Origin of the sequence: Streptomyces sp. NBC_00259 (genome assembly GCF_036181745.1) — a bacterium.
Classification (GTDB): domain Bacteria; phylum Actinomycetota; class Actinomycetes; order Streptomycetales; family Streptomycetaceae; genus Streptomyces; species Streptomyces pratisoli.
The window spans coordinates 1,267,760-1,292,582 of sequence record NZ_CP108080.1 but is presented as its reverse complement, the minus strand read 5'-3'; the positions used below and the strand labels follow the sequence as shown (position 1 = coordinate 1,292,582).

At 70.8% G+C, this 24,823-nt stretch carries 22 protein-coding genes; 18 read left to right on the top strand and 4 right to left on the bottom strand.

Annotated features, from left to right (window positions below):
* Positions 1-4: 4 nt before the first annotated feature.
* Both OG766_RS05745 and OG766_RS05740 read right to left on the bottom strand, forming a co-directional pair.
* On the bottom strand, positions 5-1,660 hold the full coding sequence (locus tag OG766_RS05745) for a hypothetical protein (RefSeq protein WP_266378237.1): 1,656 nt from the start codon (positions 1,658-1,660) through the stop codon (positions 5-7).
* A 232-nt stretch (positions 1,661-1,892) separates the two neighbouring features.
* On the bottom strand, positions 1,893-4,100 hold the full coding sequence (locus tag OG766_RS05740; RefSeq protein ID WP_266375757.1) for an elongation factor G-like protein EF-G2: 2,208 nt from the start codon (positions 4,098-4,100) through the stop codon (positions 1,893-1,895).
* Positions 4,101-4,357: 257 nt separating this feature from the next.
* On the opposite strand from OG766_RS05740, the gene pgsA reads away from it, so the two are divergent.
* The 15 genes from pgsA to OG766_RS05665 all read left to right on the top strand — a co-directional run bounded on the left by pgsA (position 4,358) and on the right by OG766_RS05665 (position 19,605).
* Positions 4,358-5,020 carry a phosphatidylinositol phosphate synthase gene (gene pgsA / locus OG766_RS05735; RefSeq protein ID WP_266378240.1) on the top strand — a complete coding sequence of 221 codons (663 nt, stop codon included), beginning with the start codon at positions 4,358-4,360 and terminating at the stop codon, positions 5,018-5,020.
* On the top strand, positions 5,020-5,934 hold the full coding sequence (locus tag OG766_RS05730; protein ID WP_266375759.1) for a phosphatidylinositol mannoside acyltransferase: 915 nt from the start codon (positions 5,020-5,022) through the stop codon (positions 5,932-5,934). The genes pgsA and OG766_RS05730 overlap by 1 nt, the downstream gene beginning before the upstream one ends.
* The gene (locus OG766_RS05725) at positions 5,931-7,091 is read left to right on the top strand and encodes a glycosyltransferase family 4 protein (RefSeq protein ID WP_266375761.1); all 1,161 of its coding nucleotides are present in this window, start codon (positions 5,931-5,933) and stop codon (positions 7,089-7,091) included. The genes OG766_RS05730 and OG766_RS05725 overlap by 4 nt, the downstream gene beginning before the upstream one ends.
* A gap of 92 nt (positions 7,092-7,183) precedes the next feature.
* On the top strand, positions 7,184-7,723 hold the full coding sequence (locus tag OG766_RS05720) for a hypothetical protein (protein ID WP_266375763.1): 540 nt from the start codon (positions 7,184-7,186) through the stop codon (positions 7,721-7,723).
* A gap of 108 nt (positions 7,724-7,831) precedes the next feature.
* Entirely contained in the window at positions 7,832-8,758 is a 927-nt protein-coding gene (gene pdxS, locus OG766_RS05715) for a pyridoxal 5'-phosphate synthase lyase subunit PdxS (RefSeq protein WP_266375765.1), read from the top strand.
* Between the two features lie 12 nt (positions 8,759-8,770).
* Positions 8,771-9,391: a pyridoxal 5'-phosphate synthase glutaminase subunit PdxT gene (gene pdxT / locus OG766_RS05710; protein ID WP_266375767.1), complete on the top strand. Its 621-nt coding sequence runs from the start codon at positions 8,771-8,773 to the stop codon at positions 9,389-9,391.
* A gap of 63 nt (positions 9,392-9,454) precedes the next feature.
* Positions 9,455-10,207, top strand: a complete 753-nt coding sequence (locus OG766_RS05705; protein ID WP_266375769.1) for a YebC/PmpR family DNA-binding transcriptional regulator — start codon at positions 9,455-9,457, stop codon at positions 10,205-10,207.
* Between the two features lie 143 nt (positions 10,208-10,350).
* Positions 10,351-10,884, top strand: coding sequence for a crossover junction endodeoxyribonuclease RuvC (ruvC, locus tag OG766_RS05700; RefSeq protein WP_266375771.1), 534 nt, complete (start codon positions 10,351-10,353; stop codon positions 10,882-10,884).
* Positions 10,881-11,492, top strand: a complete 612-nt coding sequence (gene ruvA, locus OG766_RS05695; RefSeq protein ID WP_266375773.1) for a Holliday junction branch migration protein RuvA — start codon at positions 10,881-10,883, stop codon at positions 11,490-11,492. The genes ruvC and ruvA overlap by 4 nt, the downstream gene beginning before the upstream one ends.
* A gap of 120 nt (positions 11,493-11,612) precedes the next feature.
* Positions 11,613-12,695, top strand: coding sequence for a Holliday junction branch migration DNA helicase RuvB (gene ruvB, locus OG766_RS05690; RefSeq protein WP_266375775.1), 1,083 nt, complete (start codon positions 11,613-11,615; stop codon positions 12,693-12,695).
* A 164-nt stretch (positions 12,696-12,859) separates the two neighbouring features.
* Entirely contained in the window at positions 12,860-13,342 is a 483-nt protein-coding gene (yajC, locus tag OG766_RS05685; RefSeq protein WP_266375777.1) for a preprotein translocase subunit YajC, read from the top strand.
* A 147-nt stretch (positions 13,343-13,489) separates the two neighbouring features.
* Positions 13,490-15,241, top strand: coding sequence for a protein translocase subunit SecD (gene secD, locus OG766_RS05680; protein WP_266375779.1), 1,752 nt, complete (start codon positions 13,490-13,492; stop codon positions 15,239-15,241).
* Position 15,242: 1 nt separating this feature from the next.
* Complete coding sequence (gene secF, locus OG766_RS05675; protein ID WP_266375781.1) at positions 15,243-16,355, top strand: protein translocase subunit SecF; 1,113 nt, start codon at positions 15,243-15,245, stop codon at positions 16,353-16,355.
* Positions 16,352-16,894 carry an adenine phosphoribosyltransferase gene (locus tag OG766_RS05670; protein WP_266375783.1) on the top strand — a complete coding sequence of 181 codons (543 nt, stop codon included), beginning with the start codon at positions 16,352-16,354 and terminating at the stop codon, positions 16,892-16,894. The genes secF and OG766_RS05670 overlap by 4 nt, the downstream gene beginning before the upstream one ends.
* A gap of 167 nt (positions 16,895-17,061) precedes the next feature.
* Complete coding sequence (locus OG766_RS05665) at positions 17,062-19,605, top strand: RelA/SpoT family protein (RefSeq protein ID WP_266375784.1); 2,544 nt, start codon at positions 17,062-17,064, stop codon at positions 19,603-19,605.
* A gap of 86 nt (positions 19,606-19,691) precedes the next feature.
* On the opposite strand, the gene OG766_RS05660 is transcribed toward OG766_RS05665, so the two are convergent.
* Together OG766_RS05660 and OG766_RS05655 are read right to left on the bottom strand one after the other, a co-directional pair.
* Positions 19,692-20,921 (bottom strand): DUF349 domain-containing protein, encoded by a 1,230-nt coding sequence (locus OG766_RS05660; RefSeq protein WP_266375785.1) that lies wholly within the window; start codon positions 20,919-20,921, stop codon positions 19,692-19,694.
* Between the two features lie 171 nt (positions 20,922-21,092).
* On the bottom strand, positions 21,093-21,884 hold the full coding sequence (locus OG766_RS05655; RefSeq protein ID WP_266375786.1) for a peptidylprolyl isomerase: 792 nt from the start codon (positions 21,882-21,884) through the stop codon (positions 21,093-21,095).
* A gap of 150 nt (positions 21,885-22,034) precedes the next feature.
* Here OG766_RS05655 and OG766_RS05650 point away from each other — a divergent pair, with 150 nt between their 5' ends.
* The 3 genes from OG766_RS05650 (at position 22,035) to OG766_RS05640 (ending at position 24,790) form a co-directional block, all read left to right on the top strand.
* Positions 22,035-22,748 carry an MBL fold metallo-hydrolase gene (locus tag OG766_RS05650; RefSeq protein ID WP_266375787.1) on the top strand — a complete coding sequence of 238 codons (714 nt, stop codon included), beginning with the start codon at positions 22,035-22,037 and terminating at the stop codon, positions 22,746-22,748.
* A gap of 11 nt (positions 22,749-22,759) precedes the next feature.
* A complete protein-coding gene (gene hisS / locus OG766_RS05645) occupies positions 22,760-24,022 on the top strand; it encodes a histidine--tRNA ligase (RefSeq protein WP_266375788.1) in 1,263 nt (420 codons plus the stop codon).
* A 120-nt stretch (positions 24,023-24,142) separates the two neighbouring features.
* Positions 24,143-24,790, top strand: a complete 648-nt coding sequence (locus OG766_RS05640; RefSeq protein ID WP_266375789.1) for a vitamin K epoxide reductase family protein — start codon at positions 24,143-24,145, stop codon at positions 24,788-24,790.
* The last annotated feature ends 33 nt before the right edge of the window (positions 24,791-24,823 follow it).

Below are 24,823 nucleotides of genomic sequence, written 5' to 3'. Positions count from 1 at the left end.
GCCGTCAGGCGTCGTACGCGTCGGCCTTGCGCGGCATGGGGTCCTGCACGCCGGTGCTGAGGAAGGACGAGCGGTTGGTGAAGCGCTCGGTGTCCACCCCGTTCTCCTCCAGCACCCGCATCGCCGCGGCGTGCGCCACCCGCAGCACCGGTGTCGCCGCGCGCATCGCGTCGTCCGCCATGAACCGGTGCCGCCAGGGCTGCTCCGCCCAGGCGTGCCGGAGCCCGAACGGCTCGGGCAGCACGAGCTTCCCGCCGAGGAAGTCCAGCAGCGGCGGATACCAGGTGAACGGCGCCCGGACCATGAGCCTGACCACCTCGGTCGTCTCGACGAGCGGCAGCTGCCGCTCGACGGTCTCCCAGAACCGGACGGTCTTGGCCACCTCGACGGTCTTCGGCTTCGGCTTGGTGGTGAACAGGGAGTGCACCGGGCCGAGCGCGTGCCCGGTCACCTCGATGCGCAGCGTCTCGTAGAGCACCGTCACCGTGATCATCATCGTGATGACCAGCTGGCCGTCCCACAGGGTGAACTGGACGCCCAGATAGTGCCGGTTCCCGCTGCCGAACTGCTGGTGGTCGCAGATCCGCTGTATCTCGTGGCGCTTGACCTGGAACGTGTCCACGTTCTGCCCCTCGGGCCTGGCCACCTCCGTCGCGCCCTCCCCGACCGGCACCACGATCCAGTGCTTCACCGAAGGGGCCGGGAAGCCACCGGTGTTCAGCGGGCCGCGCCGCAGCAGGGTCAGCTGGTCGTGGATGACCTTGATGACGTCCCAGCTGCGGAACTGGTGGAACTCCTTGGCCGGCTCCTTGGCCACCAGCTCCTCGGCGAGCTGCCAGCTGCCCCAGCGGGTGCCCATGCCGAGTATCCCCTTGGGGCCGGCGTAGAAGACCGAGTTCGACTGCTGCTCGGCCGTGAGCTTCTCCAGGCCCTGGCGCAGCTGCTCGGCCGCGGTCTCGTTCGGGTTGCCGGGGACGGCCTCCGGCACCTTCGCGCCGATACCGCCGCCGGACAGCAGGCTGTCCCAGCGCTCGCGCATGTCCTTCGCCGTGGACTCGCAGACGCGCTTCGCGATCAGCCAGCCGATGACCGGGGCGACGATCATGGCCCGCAGGTAGAGCGCCCAGAATCCGGTGAACGGCAGCTTGATCAGGAAGACGACCGCGAGAAGCCCCACCGCGAGCAGCAGCGCCGTGCCCAGGGCCCCGGCCTTCTTGTCCTTCGCCCCCGCGAGCGTACGGCGCAGCTGGAACACGCCGACCCACAGCAGCGCCCCGGGCAGGAACAGCAGCCCGAACACCGCCATCACGCCGGTCAGCCGGGCGTCGCGCTGCTTGCGGATCCGGCTCGCCGCGAGCGCGTGCTCGACCACGGCCTGCGGCTCCGTGCCGAACGACTGGATCAGCGGCTTACGGGCCCCACCGAGCATCCGCACCTGCACGGCACGCGAGAAGGCCTCACCCAGATTCGGCTCGAAGAGCGAGATCTTGCCCTTCTTCACCTTGGACTGGTGCCGCTCGTTGTTGGCCTTGAGGATCTCCTCCAGCGGGCTGTCACGGTAGGCGGCCGAGGCGAGGGCGTGTGTCGCCGCCGTCTGGCCGGCCGAGCCCTGCAGCGGGATCTGCGCCCCGGGAGAGAAATCGAAAGCCTGGTCCGCCACTACCGCCCCCATCGCCGCATCCGTCCGCACTGCGGCCTGTTCCCAACTACCGCGCCCCGCACACCTGCTGAGCTGGGCACCACAGCGTATCGGGGCCGCGGCCCGCCCGTCAGCACCGCCTGCGGGGCGCACCCGGGCGCACCCGGTCGCCGGCCGCGCGCCCCTCCCGAGTGCCGCCCGCCGCTGGGGGATCCGGCGGGCGGCAGCTCAACCAGGCCGTGTCAGAGGCGACCTAGGAACCCGCTTCGGCCTGTTCGCGGATCCTGCCCGCGAGTTGCGGGGGCATCGCCTCGTGCCGGGCGTAGGTGCGGTCGAAGCGGCCGGTGCCGTGCGAGATCGACCGCAGGTCCACCGCGTACCGGCCGATCTCGATCTCCGGCACCTCGGCCCGGACGAGCGTGCGGCCCTGGCCCGCCTGTTCGGTGCCGACCACCCGGCCGCGCCGCCCCGACAGATCGCTCATCACGGAGCCGACGTACTCGTCGGGCACCATCACCTGGATCTGGGCCACCGGCTCCAGCAGATCGATGCGCGCCTCGCCCGCCGCCTCGCGCAGCGCCAGCGCGCCCGCCGTCTGGAACGCGGCGTCCGACGAGTCCACCGAGTGCGCCTTGCCGTCCAGCAGCGTCACCTTGATGTCGACGAGCGGATACCCGGCCGCGACGCCCTTCGCCGCCTGCGCCCGGATGCCCTTCTCGACGGACGGGATGAACTGGCGCGGCACCGCGCCGCCCACGACCTTGTCGACGAACTCGATCCCGGAGCCGGGCGGCAGCGGCTCGACCTCGATCTCGCAGATCGCGTACTGGCCGTGACCGCCCGACTGCTTCACGTGCCGGCCGCGCCCCGCCGACGGCCCGCCGAAGGTCTCCCGCAGCGACACCTTGTGCGGCACCACGTCGACCTGGACCCCGTAGCGGCTGCGCAGCCGCTCCAGCACCACGTCCATATGGGCCTCGCCCAGACACCACAGCACCACCTGGTGCGTGTCCTGGTTCTGTTCGAGACGCATCGTCGGATCCTCGGCCACCAGCCGCGCCAGCCCCTGCGAGAGCCGGTCCTCGTCGGCCTTGCTGTGCGCCTGGATGGCCAGCGGCAGCAGTGGGTCCGGCATCGCCCACGGCTCCATCAGCAGCGGATCGTCCTTCGCCGAGATCGTGTCCCCGGTCTCCGCGCGCGCCAGCTTCGCCACGCACGCGAGATCGCCCGCGATGCACGCGCCGACCGTGCGCTGCTGCTTGCCGAAGGGCGAGGAGAGGGCGCCGATCCGCTCGTCGACGTCGTGGTCCTCATGGCCCCGGTCCGCCAGTCCGTGCCCCGAGACGTGCACCGTCTCGTCGGGGCGCAGCGTGCCGGAGAAGACCCGCACCAGCGACAGCCGCCCGACGTACGGGTCGGACGCGGTCCTGACCACCTCGGCGACCAGCGGCCCGTCCGGGTCGCAGCTGATCGCGGGCCGCTCCCGGCCCTCCGGGGTGGTGACCGCCGGCGCCTCGCGCTCCAGCGGGGTCGGGAAGCCGCCGGTGATCAGATCCAGCAGCTCGACAGTGCCGAGCCCCTGCTTGGCCCCGTTCGTCGCGGGCGCCGCGGCCAGCACCGGATGGAACACGCCCCGGGCGACGGCCTTCTCCAGGTCGTCGATCAGTGTCTTGAGGTCGATCTCCTCGCCGCCGAGGTAGCGGTCCATGAGGGTCTCGTCCTCGCTCTCCGCGATGATCCCCTCGATCAGCCGGTTCCTGGCCTCCTCGATCAGCGGGAGCTGGTCCGGATCCGGGGCCCGCTCGGTGCGCCCGCCGTCTGAGTAGTCGAACAGCTTCTGCGACAGCAGCCCGATCAGCCCGGTGACCGGTGCGTGCCCGTCCGCCGCCTCCGGGCCGTTCAGCGGCAGATAGAGCGGCAGCACGGCGTCGGGGTCGTCACCGCCGAAGATCTGCCCGCAGACCCCGGTCAGCTCCTCGTACCCGGTGCGTGCCGTCTCCAGATGCGTGACCACGATCGCCCTGGGCATGCCGACCGCCGCGCACTCCTCCCACACCATGCGGGTCGAACCGGCGACGGCATCGGCCTCCTGGGCGGCCGAGACAACGAAAAGGGCCGCGTCCGCGGCTCGCAGACCGGCCCTGAGTTCCCCGACGAAGTCGGCGTATCCGGGGGTGTCCAACAGATTGATCTTGTACCCGCCCCATTCGACCGGGACGAGGCTGAGCTGTACGGAACGCTGCTGACGGTGCTCGATCTCGTCGTAGTCCGAGACCGTGCCCCCGTCCTCGACCCGGCCCGCCCGGTTGACCGCTCCCGCGGCCAGGGCCAGCGCTTCGACCAGGGTCGTCTTGCCCGATCCACTGTGGCCGACCAGCACCACGTTCCGTACGGATGACGGCCGGTCGGCCGTTGTAGCCCTGCCGGCGGCTCCGGGCTGTGCATTCGCCTTGTCGCCCATGATTCGTTCCTCCCGACTGATTGCACGGTGAGGTGAGGGCGCGGGACCCGGGGGCCGCGTGGGGAGACCCCCGGCCGGAGCCCGGGGGGCGCTCCGGCGATGCCCGCGGTGTGTCTTTCGAGCTTTCCACTCCCGTCATGGTGCGTCCATACGTCGTACGCGACCGGGCCAGGCCGCTGGTGCGGGACACGCGTGGCTACGATGGGGCCGCCGGTGGCCATCGGGGCCGCTCGGCCCACCGACCCCTCGGGAAGGCCATGCTGAACAAGTACGCGCGTGCGTTTTTCACGCGTGTCCTCACACCGTTCGCCGCGTTTCTGCTACGCCGCGGAGTGAGCCCCGACGCGGTGACCGTCATCGGCACGGCCGGAGTGGTGGCGGGCGCGCTGGTCTTCTTTCCCCGCGGAGAGTTCTTCTGGGGGACGATCGTGATCACCCTGTTCGTCTTCTCCGACCTGGTCGACGGCAACATGGCCCGCCAGGCCGGGGTCTCCAGCCGCTGGGGCGCCTTCCTGGACTCCACGCTGGACCGGGTCGCGGACGGCGCCATCTTCGGCGGCTTCGCCCTCTGGTACGCGGGCAAGGGCGACGACAACGTGCTGTGCGCGGTCGCGATCTTCTGCCTCGCCAGCGGTCAGGTCGTCTCGTACACCAAGGCGCGCGGCGAGGCGATCGGGCTGCCGGTGGCCGTGAACGGGCTGGTGGAGCGGGCCGAGCGGCTCGTGATCTCGCTGGTCGCGGCGGGCCTCGCCGGGCTGCAGGGATTCGGTGTTCCCGGCATCGGCATCCTGCTGCCGATCGCGCTGTGGGCCGTGGCCGTCGGCTCGCTGGTGACGCTGGGGCAGCGGGTCGTGACGGTACGCCGTGAGGCGACGGAGGCGGACGCTGCGGCGTCCGCCGAGGGGAGTGGGGCCGCGTGATGAAGGACCGGCTGACGGACGCGCTGTACGGGCTGGGCTGGGGAACGGTCAAGAAGCTCCCCGAGCCGGTGGCCGCCGCGCTGGGACGCTCCATCGCCGACACGGTGTGGAAGCGGCGCGGCAAGGGCGTGCTGCGGCTGGAGTCCAATCTGGCCCGTGTGGTCCCCGACGCGAGCGCCGACCGGCTGGCCGAGCTGTCGAAGGCCGGCATGCGCTCGTACATGCGCTACTGGATGGAGTCCTTCCGACTGCCCACCTGGGACGAGGAGCGCGCCAGGCGCAGCTTCGAGCTGGAGGGCATGCACCGCATCACCGACTGCCTCGCCGAGGGCAGGGGAGCCGTCCTGGCGCTGCCGCACCTCGCCAACTGGGACCTCGCCGGCGTCTGGCTCACCCGCGCCCAGGGCATACCGTTCACGACCGTCGCCGAGCGGCTGAAGCCGGAGACGCTGTTCGACCGGTTCGTCGCCTACCGCGAGTCGCTGGGCATGGAGGTCCTGCCGCACACCGGCGGCTCCGCCTTCGGCACCCTCGCGCGGCGGCTGCGCGACGGCGGCGTGGTGTGCCTGGTGGCCGACCGCGATCTGTCCGCCTCGGGCGTCGAGGTGAAGTTCTTCGGCGAGACCGCCCGGATGCCCGCGGGGCCCGCACTGCTCGCCCAGCAGACCGGGGCGCTGCTGATGCCCGCCACCCTCTGGTACGACGGCTCATCGACGATGAAGGGCCGGATCCACCCGCCGATCGACGTGCCCGAGACAGGTACGCGGGAGGAGAAGACGTCTGTGATGACACAGGCGCTGGCCGACGCCTTCGCCACGGGAATCGCCGACCACCCGGAGGACTGGCACATGCTGCAGCGGTTGTGGCTCGCGGACCTGGAGGTCCGCGAGGACAGGGAGGGGCGTCCGGCGTGAGGATCGGCATCGTCTGCCCCTACTCGTGGGACGTTCCCGGGGGCGTCCAGTTCCACATCAGGGACCTCGCGGAACATCTGATCCGCCTCGGGCACGAGGTGTCCGTCCTCGCCCCCGCGGACGACGACACTCCGCTGCCGCCGTACGTCGTCTCCGCGGGCCGTGCCGTGCCTGTGCCGTACAACGGCTCGGTCGCCCGGCTCAACTTCGGCTTCCTCTCGGCGGCGCGGGTACGGCGCTGGCTGCACGACGGCACGTTCGACGTGATCCACATCCACGAGCCCGCCTCGCCGTCGCTGGGACTGCTGTCCTGCTGGGCGGCGCAGGGGCCGATCGTGGCCACCTTCCACACGTCGAACCCGCGCTCGCGGGCGATGATCGCGGCGTACCCGATCCTGCAGCCCGCGCTGGAGAAGATCAACGCGCGGATCGCGGTCAGCGAGTACGCACGGCGCACGCTCGTGGAACACCTCGGCGGTGACGCGGTGGTCATCCCCAACGGCGTCGACGTCGACTTCTTCGCGCGGGCCGAGCCGAAGGCGCAGTGGCAGGGGGAGACGCTCGGGTTCATCGGCCGTATCGACGAGCCCCGCAAGGGACTGCCGGTCCTGATGCGGGCCCTGCCGAAGATCCTGGCCGAGCGGCCGGGGACGCGGCTGCTGGTCGCGGGACGCGGTGACGAGGAGGAGGCCGTCGCGTCCCTCCCGGCGGAGATGCGCTCGCGCGTCGAGTTCCTCGGGATGGTCAGCGACGAGGACAAGGCACGGCTGCTGCGCAGCGTCGACGTGTACGTCGCGCCCAACACCGGTGGCGAGAGCTTCGGCATCATCCTGGTCGAGGCGCTGTCGGCGGGCGCGGCGGTGCTGGCCTCGGACCTCGACGCGTTCGCCCAGGTCCTGGACCAGGGCGCGGCGGGCGAACTCTTCACCAACGAGGACGCGGACGCGCTGGCTTCGGCGGCGATCCGGCTGCTGGGCTCACCGGACAGGCGCACGGAGCTGAGCGCGCGGGGGAGCGCGCACGTGCGGCGCTTCGACTGGTCGACCGTCGGCGCGGACATCCTCGCGGTCTACGAGACGGTGACGGACGGCGCGGCCTCGGTGGCGGCGGACGAACGCCCGGGCCTGATGGCCCGCTTCGGCCTGGCCCGCGACTGACCTGCTGCGCGGGGCGACGCCGCGGTGGTGGGCGGGGCGGGGGAACGAGCCTGTCGCAGGCGCGCTCACCGCCACGGGTAGATTGACCCGGCGTGACCGCAACCCTGATCTGGATCCTCGTCGCGCTCGTCGCCATCGGCCTCTACCTCAGCTGGACCGCCGGGCGCCTCGACCGCCTCCACGCCCGGATCGACGCGGCCCGCGCCGCACTCGACGCCCAGCTCGTGCGCCGCGCCTCGGTCACCCAGGAACTCGCCACCTCGGGCGTGCTCGACCCGGCCGCCTCGATCGTGCTCTACGAGGCCGCGCACGCCGCCCGCCAGGCCGACGAGGAACACCGCGAGGTCGCCGAGAGCGAGCTGAGCCAGGCGTTGCGCGCCGTGTTCGGCGAGGCCGGGCAGGTCGAGATCGTACGAGAGGCCCCCGGCGGTGACGACGCCGCCAACGAACTCGCCGCCGCGGTACGGCGCGTACCGATGGCACGCCGTTTCCACAACGACGCCGTACGCGCGGCACGGGCGCTGCGGCGCCACCGCACGGTCCGCTGGTTCCGCCTGGCCGGGCACGCCCCGTTCCCGCTGGCGTTCGAGATGGACGACGAGCCGCCGGTGGCCCTCGCCGACCGCCCCTGAGGTCCGGACGCAAACCGTACGGAAAACGAGCCACCGGCTCATCATTGGCCCTTGCAGTGGCCTGCTGCCGGAATGTTTGCTCGTCGGAGCACCAACCGTCGTCACCGAATGAGGTCGATCGTGTCCAGCACGTTCCCCAACTCCCCGCAGGCCCCCGAGACCGGCACCGCGCGCGTCAAGCGCGGCATGGCCGAGCAGCTCAAGGGCGGCGTGATCATGGACGTGGTCAACGCCGAGCAGGCGAAGATCGCCGAGGACGCGGGCGCTGTCGCCGTCATGGCCCTGGAGCGGGTCCCCGCGGACATCCGCAAGGACGGCGGCGTGGCTCGGATGTCCGACCCGAACATGATCGAGGAGATCATCGAGGCGGTCTCCATCCCGGTCATGGCCAAGTCCCGCATCGGCCACTTCGTCGAGGCCCAGGTCCTGCAGTCCCTCGGCGTCGACTACATCGACGAGTCCGAGGTGCTCACCCCGGCCGACGAGGTCAACCACTCCGACAAGTGGGCCTTCACGACCCCCTTCGTCTGTGGCGCCACCAACCTGGGCGAGGCCCTGCGCCGGATCGCCGAGGGCGCGGCCATGATCCGCTCGAAGGGCGAGGCCGGCACCGGCAACGTCGTCGAGGCGGTCCGCCACCTGCGCCAGATCAAGAACGAGATCGGCCACCTGCGCGCCCTCGACCACAACGAGCTGTTCGCCGCCGCCAAGGAGCTGCGCGCCCCGTACGAGCTGGTCGCCGAGGTCGCCCAGCTCGGCAAGCTCCCGGTCGTGCTGTTCTCCGCCGGTGGTGTCGCCACCCCCGCCGACGCCGCGCTGATGCGCCAGCTCGGCGCCGAGGGCGTCTTCGTCGGCTCCGGCATCTTCAAGTCGGGCGACCCGGCCAAGCGCGCCGCCGCCATCGTGAAGGCCACCACCTTCTACGACGACCCGAAGATCATCGCGGACGCCTCCCGCAACCTGGGCGAGGCCATGGTCGGCATCAACTGCGACACCCTGCCCGAGACCGAGCGCTACGCGAACCGCGGCTGGTAGGACTCAGCACCCATGAGCGACACCCTCCCCCTGCCTTCGGCGGAGGCGCCCCCAGTTGTCGGTGTCCTGGCGCTCCAGGGCGACGTACGGGAGCACCTGATCGCCCTGGCCGCGGCCGATGCCGTGGCCAGGCCGATCCGGCGCCCCGAGGAACTCGCCGAGGTCGACGGCCTCGTCATACCCGGCGGTGAGTCCACCACCATCTCCAAGCTGGCCGCCCTCTTCGGCCTCATGGAGCCGCTGCGTGAGCGCGTACGCGCCGGAATGCCGGTCTACGGCACCTGCGCCGGCCTGATCATGCTCGCCGAGAAGATCCTCGACCCGCGCTCGGGCCAGGAGACCATCGGCGGCATCGACATGATCGTGCGCCGCAACGCCTTCGGCCGCCAGAACGAGTCCTTCGAGAGCGCGGTCGCGGTCAAGGGCGTCGAGGGCGACCCCGTCGAGGGCGTCTTCATCCGCGCCCCGTGGGTCGAGTCCGTCGGCGCGGCGGCCGAGGTGCTCGCCGAGCACGGCGGCCACATCGTCGCCGTACGGCAGGGCAACGCGCTGGCCACGTCGTTCCACCCGGAACTGACCGGCGACCACCGTGTGCACGCCCTGTTCGTCGACATGGTGCGCGCCGCGCAGTGACCCGGTCCCGGTAGGATCACAGGCGAACGCAGCAGAGATTGGTTACGCGAAGGAGACAGGCAGATGTCCGGCCACTCTAAATGGGCCACGACGAAGCACAAGAAGGCCGTGATCGACGCCAAGCGCGGCAAGCTCTTCGCGAAGCTGATCAAGAACATCGAGGTCGCGGCGCGCACCGGCGGTGGCGACATCGACGGCAACCCGACCCTCTTCGACGCCATCCAGAAGGCCAAGAAGAGCTCGGTGCCGAACAAGAACATCGACTCGGCGGTGAAGCGCGGCGCGGGCCTCGAGGCCGGCGGCGCCGACTACGAGACGATCATGTACGAGGGCTACGGTCCGAACGGTGTCGCGGTGCTCATCGAGTGCCTCACCGACAACCGCAACCGCGCCGCCTCCGACGTCCGCGTCGCCATGACCCGCAACGGCGGATCCATGGCCGACCCCGGCTCGGTGTCGTACCTCTTCAACCGCAAGGGTGTCGTCGTCCTCCCCAAGAGCGGGCTGAGCGAGGACGACGTGCTCGGCGCGGTGCTGGACGCCGGTGCCGAGGAGGTCAACGACCTCGGCGAGAACTTCGAGGTCATCAGCGAGGCGACCGACCTGGTCGCCGTCCGCACCTCCCTCCAGGACGCCGGCATCGACTACGAGTCGGCCGAGGCCAGCTTCGTCCCGACCATGCAGGTCGAGCTGGACGAGGACGGCGCGCGCAAGATCTTCAAGCTGATCGACGCGCTGGAGGACAGCGACGACGTGCAGAACGTCTTCGCCAACTTCGACGTCTCGGACGACGTCATGGAGAAGGTCGACGCCTGATCCCGCTTCGCACGCCGGGCCGGCGGGGAGACATCCCCGCCGGCCCGTCGCGTTGTCGGCCGTTGTCGGTGCGGGCCGATAGCCTGCACGAATCGGGGTACCTCCCAGCGGTGGCCGGGGGAAAGCGAAGAAGGGGTGGGCGCGTGCGTGTGCTGGGTGTGGACCCGGGACTGACCCGTTGCGGCATCGGCGTCGTCGAGGGTGTCGCCGGCCGCCCGCTGACGATGCTCGGGGTCGGCGTCGTCCGCACCCCCGCCGACGCGGACATCGGCCACCGCCTCGTCGCCATCGAGCGCGGCATCGAGGAGTGGCTGGACGCACACCGTCCCGAACTGGTCGCGGTGGAGCGGGTGTTCAGCCAGCACAACGTGCGTACGGTGATGGGCACGGCCCAGGCCAGCGCCGTCGCCATGCTCTGCGCCGCCCGCCGTGGACTGCCCGTCGCCCTGCACACCCCCAGCGAGGTCAAGGCCGCCGTCACCGGCAGCGGCCGCGCCGACAAGGCCCAGGTCGGCGCGATGGTGACCAGGCTGCTGCGGCTCGACGCCCCGCCGAAACCGGCCGACGCGGCGGACGCGCTGGCCCTCGCCATCTGTCACATCTGGCGCGCTCCCGCGCAGAACCGCCTTCAGCAGGCGGTCGCCGCCCATCACGCGACGAAAGGCCGTACCGCATGATCGCCTTTGTGAGCGGCCCGGTCGCCGCCCTCGCCCCGACCACCGCCGTGATCGAGGTCGGCGGCGTCGGCATGGCCGTCCAGTGCACGCCCGACACCCTTTCCGGGCTGAGGATCGGTCAGGAGGCCCGGCTCGCCACCTCGTTGGTGGTCCGCGAGGACTCCCTGACGCTGTACGGCTTCGCGGACGACGACGAGCGGCAGGTCTTCGAACTGCTCCAGACCGCGAGCGGCGTCGGCCCACGGCTGGCCCAGGCGATGCTCGCCGTGCACAGCCCGGACGCGCTGCGGCGCGCGGTGGCCACCGATGACGAGAAGGCGCTCATCGCCGTGCCCGGCATCGGCAGGAAGGGCGCCCAGAAGCTGCTGCTCGAACTGAAGGACCGCCTCGGCGAACCCGTCGGATCCCCGGCAGGTGCCGTCGGCGCCCCCGTCACCCAGTCCTGGCGCGACCAGCTGCACGCCGCCCTGATCGGCCTCGGCTACGCCTCGCGCGAGGCCGACGAGGCGGTCGGCGCCGTCGCCCCTCGCGCGGAGGAGGCCGGAGCCGCACCGAACGTGGGCCAGCTGCTGAAGGCCGCCCTCCAGACCCTCAACCGCACCCGCTGACCGGCGGCGCCCCCACAGGGCGCGACCGGGCGGCACCGACCGACCACCAGCGGCTCCGCCGCGCGCCGTACCGCCGGCCGCGGGACCCGAGCCGGCCCGAGAGGACCGCGAGGCACATCCATGGACCGGTACGACAACGGCAGCGACACGGCGTCCGCCGGGGCGGACGGGCGACTCGTCGGCGCGTCCGCCGACGGGGAGGACCAGGCCGTCGAGGCGGCGCTGCGGCCCAAGTCGCTGGACGAGTTCGTCGGCCAGGAGCGCGTACGCGAACAGCTCGACCTCGTCCTGAAGGCGGCGCTCGCGCGCGGTGCCACCGCCGACCACGTGCTGCTCTCCGGCGCGCCGGGGCTCGGCAAGACCACCCTTTCCATGATCATCGCGGCGGAGATGGGCGCCCCGATCAGGATCACCAGCGGCCCCGCCATCCAGCACGCCGGAGACCTCGCGGCGATCCTGTCCTCCCTCCAGGAGGGCGAGGTGCTGTTCCTCGACGAGATCCACCGGATGTCGCGGCCCGCCGAGGAAATGCTCTACATGGCGATGGAGGACTTCCGCGTCGACGTCATCGTCGGCAAGGGCCCCGGTGCGACCGCCATCCCGCTGGAGCTGCCGCCGTTCACCCTGGTCGGCGCCACCACCCGGGCCGGACTGCTGCCGCCGCCGCTCCGTGACCGCTTCGGCTTCACCGCGCACATGGAGTTCTACGGGCCGCCGGAGCTGGAGCGGGTCATCCACCGCTCGGCCGGCCTGCTCGATCTGGTGATAGACACCGAAGGCGCCGCCGAGATCGCGGGCCGCTCCCGCGGCACGCCTCGTATCGCCAACCGGTTGCTCCGCCGCGTCCGCGACTACGCCCAGGTCAAGGCGGACGGCCGGATCACCCGTGACATCGCCGCGGCCGCCCTCAGGGTGTACGAGGTGGACGGCCGCGGCCTCGACCGGCTCGACCGGGCGGTGCTCCAGGCGCTGCTCAAGCTGTTCGGGGGCGGGCCGGTCGGTCTGTCGACACTGGCCGTGGCGGTGGGCGAGGAGCGCGAGACCGTCGAGGAGGTCGCCGAGCCCTTCCTCGTCCGGGAGGGCCTCCTGGCGCGCACCCCGCGTGGCCGGGTGGCTACACCCGCGGCCTGGGCCCACCTCGGGCTCGTACCGCCCCAGCAGGGCCTCGGTCCGGGCGGACAACAGGGGCTGTTCGGTACGTGACGGCGCGGGGGGTCGCACGGCCGGGAACCCGGGTGCGATGCTGGGCGTTGTTCCATCGATGCGGACTCGCTTAGACTCCGCCGATGCCGCCCTTCCGGGTCGGCGTGCCCACCCCCGTAGATCAGGCCGCATCTCACCGCGGTCGTGCGAAGGAATTCCGTCCCGTGGATATCGTGACCCTCCTCCCGTTCATCGTGCTCATCGGGGCCATGTTCCTGATGACCCGCTCCGCCAAGAAGAAGCAGCAGGCGGCGGCGAACATGCGGAACCAGATGCAGCCCGGCACCGGCATCCGGACCATCGGCGGTCTGTACGCCACGGTCAAGGAGGTCAACGAGGACACGGTCCTCGTGGAGGCCGCTCCCGGCGTCCACCTCGTGTTCGCGAAGAACGCCATCGGGGCCGTCCTCGAGGACGCCGAGTACAACCGGATCGTGCACGGCGACGGTGACAGCGACCTCAAGAGCGACACCCCGATCGTGCCGGACGACGCCTCCTCGCTGACCGACGACGCCCAGGATGCCAAGATCGACCTCGGCAAGAAGGACGAGGCGGACGACGCCGAGGCGACGCCCGAGGCCGAGGCCAAGGACGTCAAGGACGCCAAGGGCGACGACAAGAGCGACGGCGACACCGACGCGAAGTAGCCGCGACCGGGGACCGCGGCGCGCCCACCGGCGCACGCGGTCCCCGGTGCGTGCCGACTTCTTCCGCGGGGGCAGGTCCCCACAACACATCGTGGCCGCCCCGTCGCACACCCGGCGCGGGACGGTTGGACAGGGAGAAACGAGAAGGTGGCAGCACCGAAGAAGGGCCGAAGGGCGCCGGGGGGTCAGGGGAAGCCGGGGCGTACCCTCGCGCTGATCCTGATCGTGATGGCCGCTCTCGTCGGCGGGATGTTCTGGTCCGGGGACACCACGCCGCGACTGGGTATCGACCTCGCGGGCGGTACGACGATCACGCTCAAGGCCGAGGCTGAGCCCGGCAAGGAGAGCGCGGTCAACGAGACCAACATGAAGACGGCGGTCGGCATCATCGAGCGCCGTGTGAACGGTCTGGGTGTCTCCGAGGCCGAGGTCCAGACCCAGGGCCGAGAGAACATCATCGTCAACATCCCCAAGGGGACGAACTCGGAGCAGGCCCAGAAGCAGGTGGGCACCACCGCCCAGCTGTTCTTCCGCCCGGTTCTGAACGTGGCGGCCGCCGGCCCCGAGACGCCGCAGCCCTCCGGCAGCCCGAGCGCCTCGCCGTCGGGCAAGCCCGGCGACAAGGCCACGGACGGCAAGGACAAGGCCACCGCCCCGAGCAGCAGCCCCACCACTCAGGGGCGTGCCCTCACGGACGCGCTGAAGGCTCCCACGCCGACGCCGTCCGGTGCCGCCACGGACAAGCCGAAGGCGCCCGAGAGCCCCAACCCGGCGCCGACGCCGAGCGCCCCGGCCACCGCCGAGGTGGAGAAGCAGTTCGCCGCTCTGAACTGCCTCGACCAGACCGCCCGCGCCAACGCGGGCAAGGCCGCCAAGCCCGAGCAGCCGACCGTCGCCTGTGGCAAGAACAGCGGCGGCATCTGGGAGAAGTACCTCCTCGGCCCGGCTGAGGTCGACGGCAAGGACGTCGACGACGCCCAGGGCGTGCTCGACCCGCAGCGCGGCATCTGGATCGTGCAGATGGACTTCACGAGCGCGGGCTCGAAGAAGTTCCAGAAGATCACCAGCAAGCTGTCGCAGCAGCCGTCGCCGATGAACCAGTTCGCGATCGTGCTCGACGGCGAGGTCGTCTCGGCCCCGCAGGTCAACCAGACCCTCAGCGCGAGCGCCGAGATCTCCGGCAGCTTCAACCAGGAATCGGCCCAGGACCTCGGCAACATCCTGTCCTACGGCGCGCTCCCGCTGAGCTTCGAGCAGCAGAGCGTCACCACCGTCACCGCCGCCCTCGGTGGCGAGCAGCTCAAGGCCGGCCTCATCGCGGGCGCCATCGGCCTCGCGCTGGTCATCCTCTACCTGGTGGTCTACTACCGCGGTCTGTCGATCGTGGCCCTGCTCAGCCTGCTCGCCTCGGCGATCCTCACGTACGCGCTGATGTCGCTGCTCGGTCCCGCCATCGGCTTCGCGCTGAACCTGCCGGCGGTCTGTGGTGCCATCGTCGCCATCGGTATCACCGCGGACTCGTTCATCGTGTACTTCGAGCGCATCCGTGACGAGATCCGCGAGGGCCGTACGCTCCGTCCGGCCGTCGAGCGGGCCTGGCCGCGCGCCCGGCGCACGATCCTGGTGTCCGACTTCGTGTCGTTCCTCGCCGCGGCGGTGCTCTTCATCGTCACCGTCGGCAAGGTCCAGGGCTTCGCGTTCACGCTGGGCCTGACCACCCTGCTCGACGTCGTCGTGGTGTTCCTCTTCACCAAGCCGCTGATGACGCTCCTGGCCCGCACGAAGTTCTTCTCGAGCGGTCACCCCTGGTCCGGACTGGACCCGAAGCGCCTCGGGGCCAAGCCGCCGCTGCGCCGCTCCCGCCGTGTCTCCGCCCCCACCGACCCGAAGGAGGCGTGAGATGTCGCGTCTCGGCACCATCGGCGCCAGGCTCTACCGCGGTGAGGTCGGCTACGACTTCGTCGGCAAGCGGAAGATCTGGTACGCCGTCTCGATCCTGATCACCATCACGGCCATCGTCGGCCTGGCGGTGAGCGGTCTCAACATGGGCATCGAGTTCAAGGGCGGTGCCGTCTTCACCACCCCGAAGACGAGCGTGTCCGTCGCCCAGGCCCAGGAGTTCGCCGAGGAGGCCTCGGGCCACCCCGCGATCGTCCAGAAGCTCGGCAACGACACCCTGCGCATCCAGGTCAGCGAGCTGGACACCGCCCAGGCCAACACGGTGGGCAAGCAGCTCGCCGAGGACCTGAACATCACGGGCGAGATCAACGCGGAGCTGGTCGGCCCCAGCTGGGGTGAGCAGATCGCCAACAAGGCGTGGACCGGCCTCGGCGTGTTCATGATCCTCGTGGTGGTCTACCTGGCGATCGCCTTCGAGTGGCGCATGGCGCTCGCCGCCCTGGTGGCACTCATCCACGACATCACGATCACGGTGGGCATCTACGCGCTCGTCGGGTTCGAGGTCACTCCGGGCACGGTGATCGGTCTGCTGACCATCCTCGGTTACTCGCTGTACGACACGGTGGTCGTCTTCGACAGCCTCAAGGAAGGCACGAAGGACATCACCAAGCAGACCCGCTGGACGTACAGCGAGATCGCCAACCGTTCGATCAACGGCACCCTGGTCCGCTCCATCAACACCACCGTGGTGGCGCTGCTGCCGGTGGCCGGTCTGCTGTTCATCGGCGGCGGGTTCCTCGGCGCGGGCATGCTCAACGACATCTCGCTGTCGCTGTTCGTCGGTCTCGCCGCCGGTGCCTACTCGTCGATCTTCATCGCCACTCCGCTGGTCGCCGACCTGAAGGAGCGCGAGCCGGCGATGAAGGCGCTGAAGAAGCGGGTCCTCGCCAAGCGCGCCGCCGCGGCCGCCAGGGGCGAGTCCGCCGAGGACGCCTCGGAGGACGTTCCGGGCGAGCCCCAGGACGCCCTGCCCGGTGCCGCCGCGACCGCCGGAGCCGTCGTCGGCCAGCGCGGCCGTGGCCGCGGCCGCCCCTCGTCGGGGAAGCGCCGATGACGGTGGAGATGCGGGAGCTGCTCCTCAGCCGCATCCGGGACGTGGCCGACTATCCGAAGCCGGGCGTGCTGTTCAAGGACATCACCCCGCTGCTCGCGGACCCGGCGGCCTTCACCGTCCTCACCGACGCCCTCGCCGAGCTGTGCGTGACGCACGGCGCGACGAAGGTCGTCGGCCTGGAGGCGCGTGGTTTCATCCTGGCCGCACCGGTGGCGGTGCGGGCCGGCGTCGGTTTCATCCCCGTACGCAAGGCGGGCAAGCTCCCCGGAGCGACCCTGTCGCAGGCGTACGAGCTGGAGTACGGCACCGCCGAGATCGAGATCCACGCCGAGGACATCGGCGCCGATGACCGCGTCATGGTCATCGACGACGTCCTCGCCACCGGCGGCACGGCCGAGGCGTCCCTGGAGCTGATCCGCCGGGCGGGCGCCGAGGTCGCGGGTGTCGCGATCCTCATGGAGCTGGGCTTCCTCGGCGGGCGCACCCGCCTTGAGCCGTCGCTCCGCGGCGCCCCGCTGGAGGCGCTGATCACGCTCTGACCAGCGTGTTACCGCCGTCGAGGCACCAGGAACGGGCATCCGGGAACACCGGGTGCCCGTTCCGCGTTGTGGACAGTCCCCGTCCCGAGGCGAGGTGAACGCCCGGGATCGATACCATGGCCTTTCCGGGCCTGACCGGGGGACCCGGATCCGCACGAGGAGCGCTCTTGCCAGACGAGGCCCGTCCCGCCACCGCGCAGCCCGACCAGAACGCCGAGAAGGCTGTGGCGGCCCCAGCCGCGCCCGAGAAGAAGCCCGGGCAGCCGGCCGGGTCCGCGGCGCCCGAGCGGAGCGGAACGGGTGCGCCCGTGGACGGAGGCCGGGGGAGTGCGAGCGGCTCGGCCCCCGCACCCGTGACGGCCCCCAAGCCCACGCCCGCGGCCCCGGCGCCCGCCCCCGTGACGCGCTCCGGCGGCTCGTCCAACCGCGTCCGCGCCCGGCTGGCCCGGCTCGGCGTCCAGCGCTCCAGCCCGTACAACCCGGTCCTGGAGCCGCTGCTGCGGATCGTGCGCAGCAACGACCCGAAGATCGAGAGCTCGACGCTCCGCCAGGTCGAGCGCGCCTACCAGGTCGCCGAGCGCTGGCACCGCGGCCAGAAGCGCAAGAGCGGCGACCCGTACATCACGCATCCCCTCGCCGTCACCACCATCCTCGCCGAGCTCGGCATGGACCCGGCGACGCTGATGGCCGGACTGCTGCACGACACCGTCGAGGACACCGAGTACGGCCTGGACACCCTGCGCCGTGACTTCGGAGACCAGGTCGCCCTGCTCGTCGACGGCGTCACCAAGCTCGACAAGGTCAAGTTCGGCGAGGCCGCGCAGGCCGAGACCGTGCGCAAGATGGTCGTCGCCATGGCCAAGGACCCGCGCGTCCTGGTCATCAAGCTCGCCGACCGGCTGCACAACATGCGCACGATGCGCTACCTCAAGCGGGAGAAGCAGGAGAAGAAGGCCCGCGAGACCCTGGAGATCTACGCCCCGCTGGCCCACCGGCTGGGCATGAACACCATCAAGTGGGAGCTGGAGGACCTCGCCTTCGCGATCCTCTACCCCAAGATGTACGACGAGATCGTGCGGCTCGTCGCCGAGCGCGCGCCCAAGCGCGACGAGTACCTCGCCATAGTGACCGACGAGGTCCAGTCCGATCTGCGCGCCGCCCGGATCAAGGCCACCGTCACCGGCCGGCCGAAGCACTACTACAGCGTCTACCAGAAGATGATCGTCCGCGGCCGTGACTTCGCGGAGATCTACGACCTGGTCGGCATCCGCGTCCTCGTCGACACCGTCCGCGACTGCTACGCGGCGCTCGGCACCGTCCACGCCCGCTGGAACCCGGTTCCCGGGCGGTTCAAGGACTACATCGCGATGCCGAAGTTCAACATGTACCAGTCGCTGCACACGACGGTCATCGGACCCAACGGCAAGCCCGTCGAACTCCAGATCCGTACGTTCGACATGCACCGCCGCGCCGAGTACGGCATCGCCGCGCACTGGAAGTACAAGCAGGAGGCCGTCGCCGGCGCCTCCAAGGTCCGTACCGACGTCCCCAAGGGCGTCGGCAAGGACAAGGACGCCATCAACGACATGGCGTGGCTGCGGCAGTTGCTCGACTGGCAGAAGGAGACCGAGGACCCGGGCGAGTTCCTGGAGTCCCTGCGCTTCGACCTGTCCCGCAACGAGGTCTTCGTCTTCACGCCGAAGGGCGACGTCATAGCGCTGCCCGCCGGCGCCACCCCCGTCGACTTCGCGTACGCCGTGCACACCGAGGTCGGGCACCGCACCATAGGCGCCCGCGTCAACGGACGTCTCGTACCGCTCGAATCGACCCTGGACAACGGCGATCTGGTGGAGGTCTTCACCTCCAAGGCGACCGGCGCGGGCCCCTCCCGCGACTGGCTGGGCTTCGTCAAGTCGCCCCGGGCGAGGAACAAGATCCGTGCCTGGTTCTCCAAGGAGCGCCGGGACGAGGCGATCGAGCAGGGCAAGGACTCCATCGCCCGTGCCATGCGCAAGCAGAACCTGCCCATCCAGCGCATCCTCACCGGCGACTCGCTGGTCACGCTCGCGCACGAGATGCGCTACCCCGACATCTCCTCGCTGTACGCGGCGATCGGCGAGGGCCATGTCGCCGCCCAGGGCGTCGTGCAGAAGCTCGTCCAGGCGCTCGGCGGAGAGGAAGCGGCGACCGAGGACATCGCCGAGTCCGTACCGCCGTCGCGCGGGCGTGGCCGCAAGCGCCGCGCCAACGCGGATCCCGGTGTCGTCGTGAAGGGCGTCGACGACGTCTGGGTGAAGCTCGCCCGCTGTTGTACCCCCGTCCCCGGCGACCCGATCATCGGCTTCGTCACCCGCGGCAGCGGTGTCTCCGTGCACCGCGCGGACTGCGTCAACGTGGACTCGCTGTCGCAGCAGCCGGAGCGCATCCTCGACGTCGAATGGGCGCCCACCCAGTCCTCGGTCTTCCTCGTGGCCATCCAGGTCGAGGCCCTGGACCGCTCCCGGCTCCTCTCGGACGTCACCCGCGTCCTGTCCGACCAGCACGTCAACATCCTCTCGGCGGCCGTCCAGACCTCGCGCGACCGGGTCGCCACCTCCCGCTTCACCTTCGAGATGGGCGACCCGAAGCACCTGGGTCATGTCCTGAAGGCGGTGCGGGGTGTGGAGGGCGTGTACGACGTGTATCGCGTGACGTCCGCGCGGCGGCCGTAGCTGTAGCCGTAGCCGGGGCTGCGCCCGGCCGGATGCACGAAGGCCCCGGGTACGGAATCCGTACCCGGGGCCTTCGTGACGGCTCGTCAGCCGCCGAACTCCTCCAGGCCCTTGAGGGCCTGGTCCAGCAGCGCCTGACGTCCCTCGAGCTCCCGCGCGAGCTTGTCCGCCTTGGCGTTGTTGCCCGCCGCGCGCGCGGCGTCGATCTGTGTCCGCAGCTTGTCGACGGCGGCCTGCAGCTGGCCCGTCAGACCCTCGGCACGCGCCCGCGCCTCCGGGTTGGTGCGGCGCCACTCGGCCTCCTCGGCCTCCTGGATCGCCCGCTCCACCGCGTGCATCCGGCCCTCCACCTTCGGGCGGGCGTCACGCGGGACATGGCCGATGGCCTCCCAGCGCTCGTTGATGGACCGGAAGGCGGCGCGAGCGGCCTTCAGGTCCGTCACGGGCAGGATCTTCTCGGCCTCGACCGCCAGCTCTTCCTTCAGCTTCAGGTTCTCCGACTGCTCGGCGTCGCGCTCGGCGAACACCCCGCCGCGGGCCGCGAAGAAGACGTCCTGGGCGCCGCGGAAACGGTTCCACAGGTCGTCCTCGTGCTCGCGCTGGGCGCGGCCCGCGGCCTTCCACTCCGCCATCAGATCGCGGTAGCGGGCGGCCGTGGGGCCCCAGTCCGTCGAACCGGAGAGCGACTCGGCCTCGGCGACCAGCCGCTCCTTCGTCTGGCGGGCCACCTCGCGCTGTGCGTCCAGAGCGGCGAAGTGGGCCTTGCGGCGCTTGGAGAACGCCGAGCGGGCGTGCGAGAAGCGGTGCCACAGCTCGTCGTCGGACTTGCGGTCGAGCCTCGGCAGACCCTTCCAGGTGTCCACCAGCGCACGCAGCCGCTCCCCGGCCGCCCGCCACTGCTCGCTCTGCGCCAGCTCCTCGGCCTCGACGACCAGTGCTTCCTTGGCGTGCCGGGCCTCGTCGGTCTGCTTCGCCTTCTGGGCCTTGCGCTCCTCGCGGCGCGCGTCGACCGCCGCGACGAGCGCGTCCAGCCGCACGCGCAGCGCCGCGAGGTCGCCGACGGCGTGGTGCTCGTCCACCTGCTGGCGAATGTGCTCGATCGCGGTCGTCGCGTCCTTCGCCGACAGGTCGGTGGTCTTCACCCGCTTCTCGAGGAGGCCGATTTCGACGACCAGGCCTTCGTACTTGCGCTCGAAGTAGGCCAGTGCCTCCTCGGGAGTGCCGGCCTGCCACGATCCGACGACCTGCTCACCGTCGGAAGTCCGCACGTACACGGTGCCCGTCTCGTCGACGCGGCCCCACGGGTCGCTGCTCACAGCGCCTCCTCCACATGATGCCCCGAGGGGCTCGGGCCCCTGGGCATCGTCCACAGTTTCCTGGACGGGATCCCCGCCCTCCACAGCACGGACCGCGCCCGTGCTGCACAACGCCAATCTAGGCGACCGGCCGCCCGGCTGTCCGCACTCGGCACCGCCGAATTCGCCGGGTCACCCCTTGCTGACCGCTGCCTTCTTGACGGTGACGGCCTTCGTGGGGGCGCCGTCCTTGGCCCCGCCCTCGACGCCACCCGCCGCGACGGCCTCGACCGCCGTGAGCCCTGCCGCGTCCATCGTGCCGAACGGCGTGTACGACGGCGGGAGTTTGCTGTCCTTGTAGACGAGGAAGAACTGGCTGCCGCCGCTGTTCGGCGCGCCCGTGTTCGCCATGGCCACCGTGCCCGCCGGGTAGGTGACGGTGCCGTCGGCGCCGGCCTTGCCGAGGCCGGCCAGATTCTCGTCCGGGATCGTGTAGCCAGGACCGCCCGTACCGTCGCCCTTCGGGTCGCCGCACTGCAGGACGAAGATGCCCTCCGTGGTCAGCCGGTGACACTTCGTGTTGTCGAAGTAGCCCTTGTCCGCGAGGTGCTTGAACGAGTTCACCGTGTGCGGGGTCTTCGCGGCGTCCATCGTGAACGCGATGTCGCCCTGGCTGGTCTTCATCGACATCGTGTACGTGCCCTTCGCCGCGATGGCCATCGCGGGCTCCGGCACACTGCTCTCGCTCTGCGTGGGCGTCGGGGACTGGTCGGCCTCCTTCACCGCGGAGTCGTCCTTGCCGCCGCCGTCCGACAGGCCCACCGAGAGGTACGCCGCGCCACCCGCGGCCACGACCACGGCGAGAACGGCCGCGATGATCGCGTTGCGGCGCCTGGACTTCTTGCGGATCTCCTCGCGGCGTCGCTGCTGCCGCTCGAACTTCTCCCTGGCGAGCTGCCGCCGCCGCTGATCGCTGCTGACCACCGGGTCTTCTCCTCGTGGATGATGTGATCTATCGGGCCGGGTGTGCCCGTACCGTATACGGGTTCGCTGTGAAATGAACTGCGCCGGTAGGCTCTGACCTGTTGCCATTCGTCGAGCGAATCCCCGTCGGACGACAGACTGAGGACGATCGTGCTTATTGCCGGGTTCCCCGCCGGGGCCTGGGGGACCAACTGTTACCTGGTCGCCCCGGCCGCAGGCGAGGAGTGCGTGATCATCGACCCGGGCCACCAGGCCGCCGAGGGAGTCGAGGAGACGCTCAGGAAGCATCGGCTCAAGCCCGTGGCCGTGATGCTCACCCATGGCCACATCGACCATGTCGCCTCGGTCGTCCCGGTGTGCGGAGCCCATGACGTGCCGGCGTGGATCCACCCCGCCGACCGCTACATGATGAGCGACCCGGAGAAGGCTCTCGGCCGCTCCATCGGGATGCCGCTCATGGGCGAGCTGACCGTGGGGGAGCCGGACGACGTCCACGAGCTGACGGACGGCGCGGCCCTGAAGCTGGCCGGTCTCGAGCTGACCGTGTCGCACGCGCCCGGCCATACCAAGGGGTCGGTGACCTTCACTCTGCCCGAGGCCGCGGACATCCCGCCGGTCTTCTTCTCGGGCGATCTGCTGTTCGCCGGCTCCATCGGACGCACCGACCTGCCCGGCGGTGACATGGCCGAGATGCTCGACTCGCTGGGCCGTGTGTGCCTGCCGCTCGACGACTCGACCGTGGTCCTGTCCGGCCACGGCCCCCAGACCACCATCGGCCGTGAGCGCGCGACCAACCCGTATCTGCGGGAGGTCGCCGCCGGCCAGGGAGACGGCACGACCGCCGCTCCCCGACGAGGAATGTAGCGAGACTGCCCGTGAGCACCTTCCAGGCCCCCAAGGGCACGTACGACCTGATCCCGCCGGACTCCGCCAAGTACCTGGCGGTGCGCGAGGCGATCGCCGCGCCGCTGAGGAACTCCGGCTACGGCTACATCGAGACGCCCGGCTTCGAGAACGTCGAGCTGTTCGCACGCGGCGTCGGTGAGTCCACCGACATCGTCACCAAGGAGATGTACGCCTTCGAGACCAAGGGCGGCGACAGGCTCGCCCTGCGGCCCGAGGGCACCGCGTCCGTGCTGCGCGCCGCTCTGGAGGCCAATCTCCACAAGGCCGGGAACCTGCCGGTCAAGCTCTGGTACTCGGGCTCGTACTACCGCTACGAGCGCCCGCAGAAGGGCCGCTACCGGCACTTCTCGCAGGTCGGCGCCGAGGCGCTGGGCGCCGAGGACCCGGCGCTCGACGCCGAACTGATCATCCTGGCCGACCAGGCGTACCGCTCGCTGGGCCTCAGCAACTTCCGCATCCTGCTGAACTCGCTCGGCGACAAGGAGTGCCGCCCCGTCTACCGCGACGCGCTCCAGGGCTTCCTGCGCGGGCTCGACCTGGACGAGGACACCCGGCGCCGGGTCGACATCAACCCGTTGCGGGTCCTCGACGACAAGCGCGACAGCGTCCAGCGGCAGCTCGTGGGCGCGCCGCTGCTGCGCGACCACCTGTGCGACGCGTGCAAGGCGTACCACGAGGAGGTGCGCGACCTGCTGACGGCGGCCGGCGTCGCCTACGAGGACGACGAGAAGCTGGTGCGCGGACTGGACTACTACACGCGCACGACCTTCGAGTTCGTCCACGACGGTCTCGGCTCGCAGTCCGCCGTGGGTGGCGGCGGTCGTTACGACGGCCTGTCCGAGATGATCGGCGGCCCCGCGCTGCCGTCCGTCGGCTGGGCCCTCGGTGTCGACCGTACGGTCCTGGCGCTGGAGGCCGAGGGCATCGAGCTCGAACTGCCCTCCGCCACCGGCGTGTTCGCCGTCCCGCTCGGCGAGGAGGCGCGCCGCGTCCTCTTCGGTGTCGTCACCGAGCTGCGCAGGGCGGGCGTCGCCGCCGACTTCAGCTACGGCGGCAAGGGCCTCAAGGGTGCGATGAAGAACGCGAACCGCAGTGGTGCGCGGTACGCGATCGTCGCCGGCGAGCGGGATCTCGCGGAGGGCGTGGTCCAGCTCAAGGACATGGAGTCGGGCGAGCAGACGGCGGTCCCGCTGGACGGCCTGGTCGCGGCGGTCAGGTCACGTCTGTCCTGAGGTGGGCGTGAGCCCTCGAGCCCCTGCGCGGGTACGTCCTTATGTCCATCGAACGGTGGATGCGCGCAGGGGTGCGGCAGAATGACGGTGCCAGCGGTGCCCGAGTGATGGAACGGCGATATGACGACTGCAGCGGTTGACGGTGTGTCCTCCGGCAAGGAAGCGGAGGCCGCGCGCGCTGCCGTCGGCGGCAGCCGCGCGTTCGCCTGGCTCCTGGTGATCACCGGCGCGGCCGGGCTGCTGGCCTCCTGGGTCATCACGATCGACAAGTTCAAGATCCTCGAGGCCAAGATCGCCGGGACGACCTTCACCCCCGGCTGCAGCCTCAACCCGATCGTCTCCTGCGGCAGCGTCATGGAGAGCGACCAGGCCTCCGCCTTCGGGTTCCCCAACCCGATGCTCGGCCTGGCCACGTACGCCGTGGTGATCTGCGTCGGCATGAGCCTGCTGGCGGGAGCCCGCTTCCGCCGCTGGTACTGGCTGACGTTCAACGCGGGCACGCTCTTCGGCGTCGGATTCTGCACCTGGCTGCAGTACCAGTCGCTGTACAACATCAACGCGCTGTGCCTGTGGTGCTCGCTGGCGTGGGTCGCCACGATCTTCATGTTCTGGTACGTGACCTCGCACAACATCCGCACCGGACTGCTCCCGGCCCCGGCGTGGGCCAAGAGCTTCCTGGCCGAGTTCGCCTGGGTCCCGCCCGTGCTGCACACCGGCGTCATCGGGATGCTGATCCTGACCCGCTGGTGGGACTTCTGGACCGGCTGACGGATCCGGCCGAGGGCGTGGACAGGGTTGTCA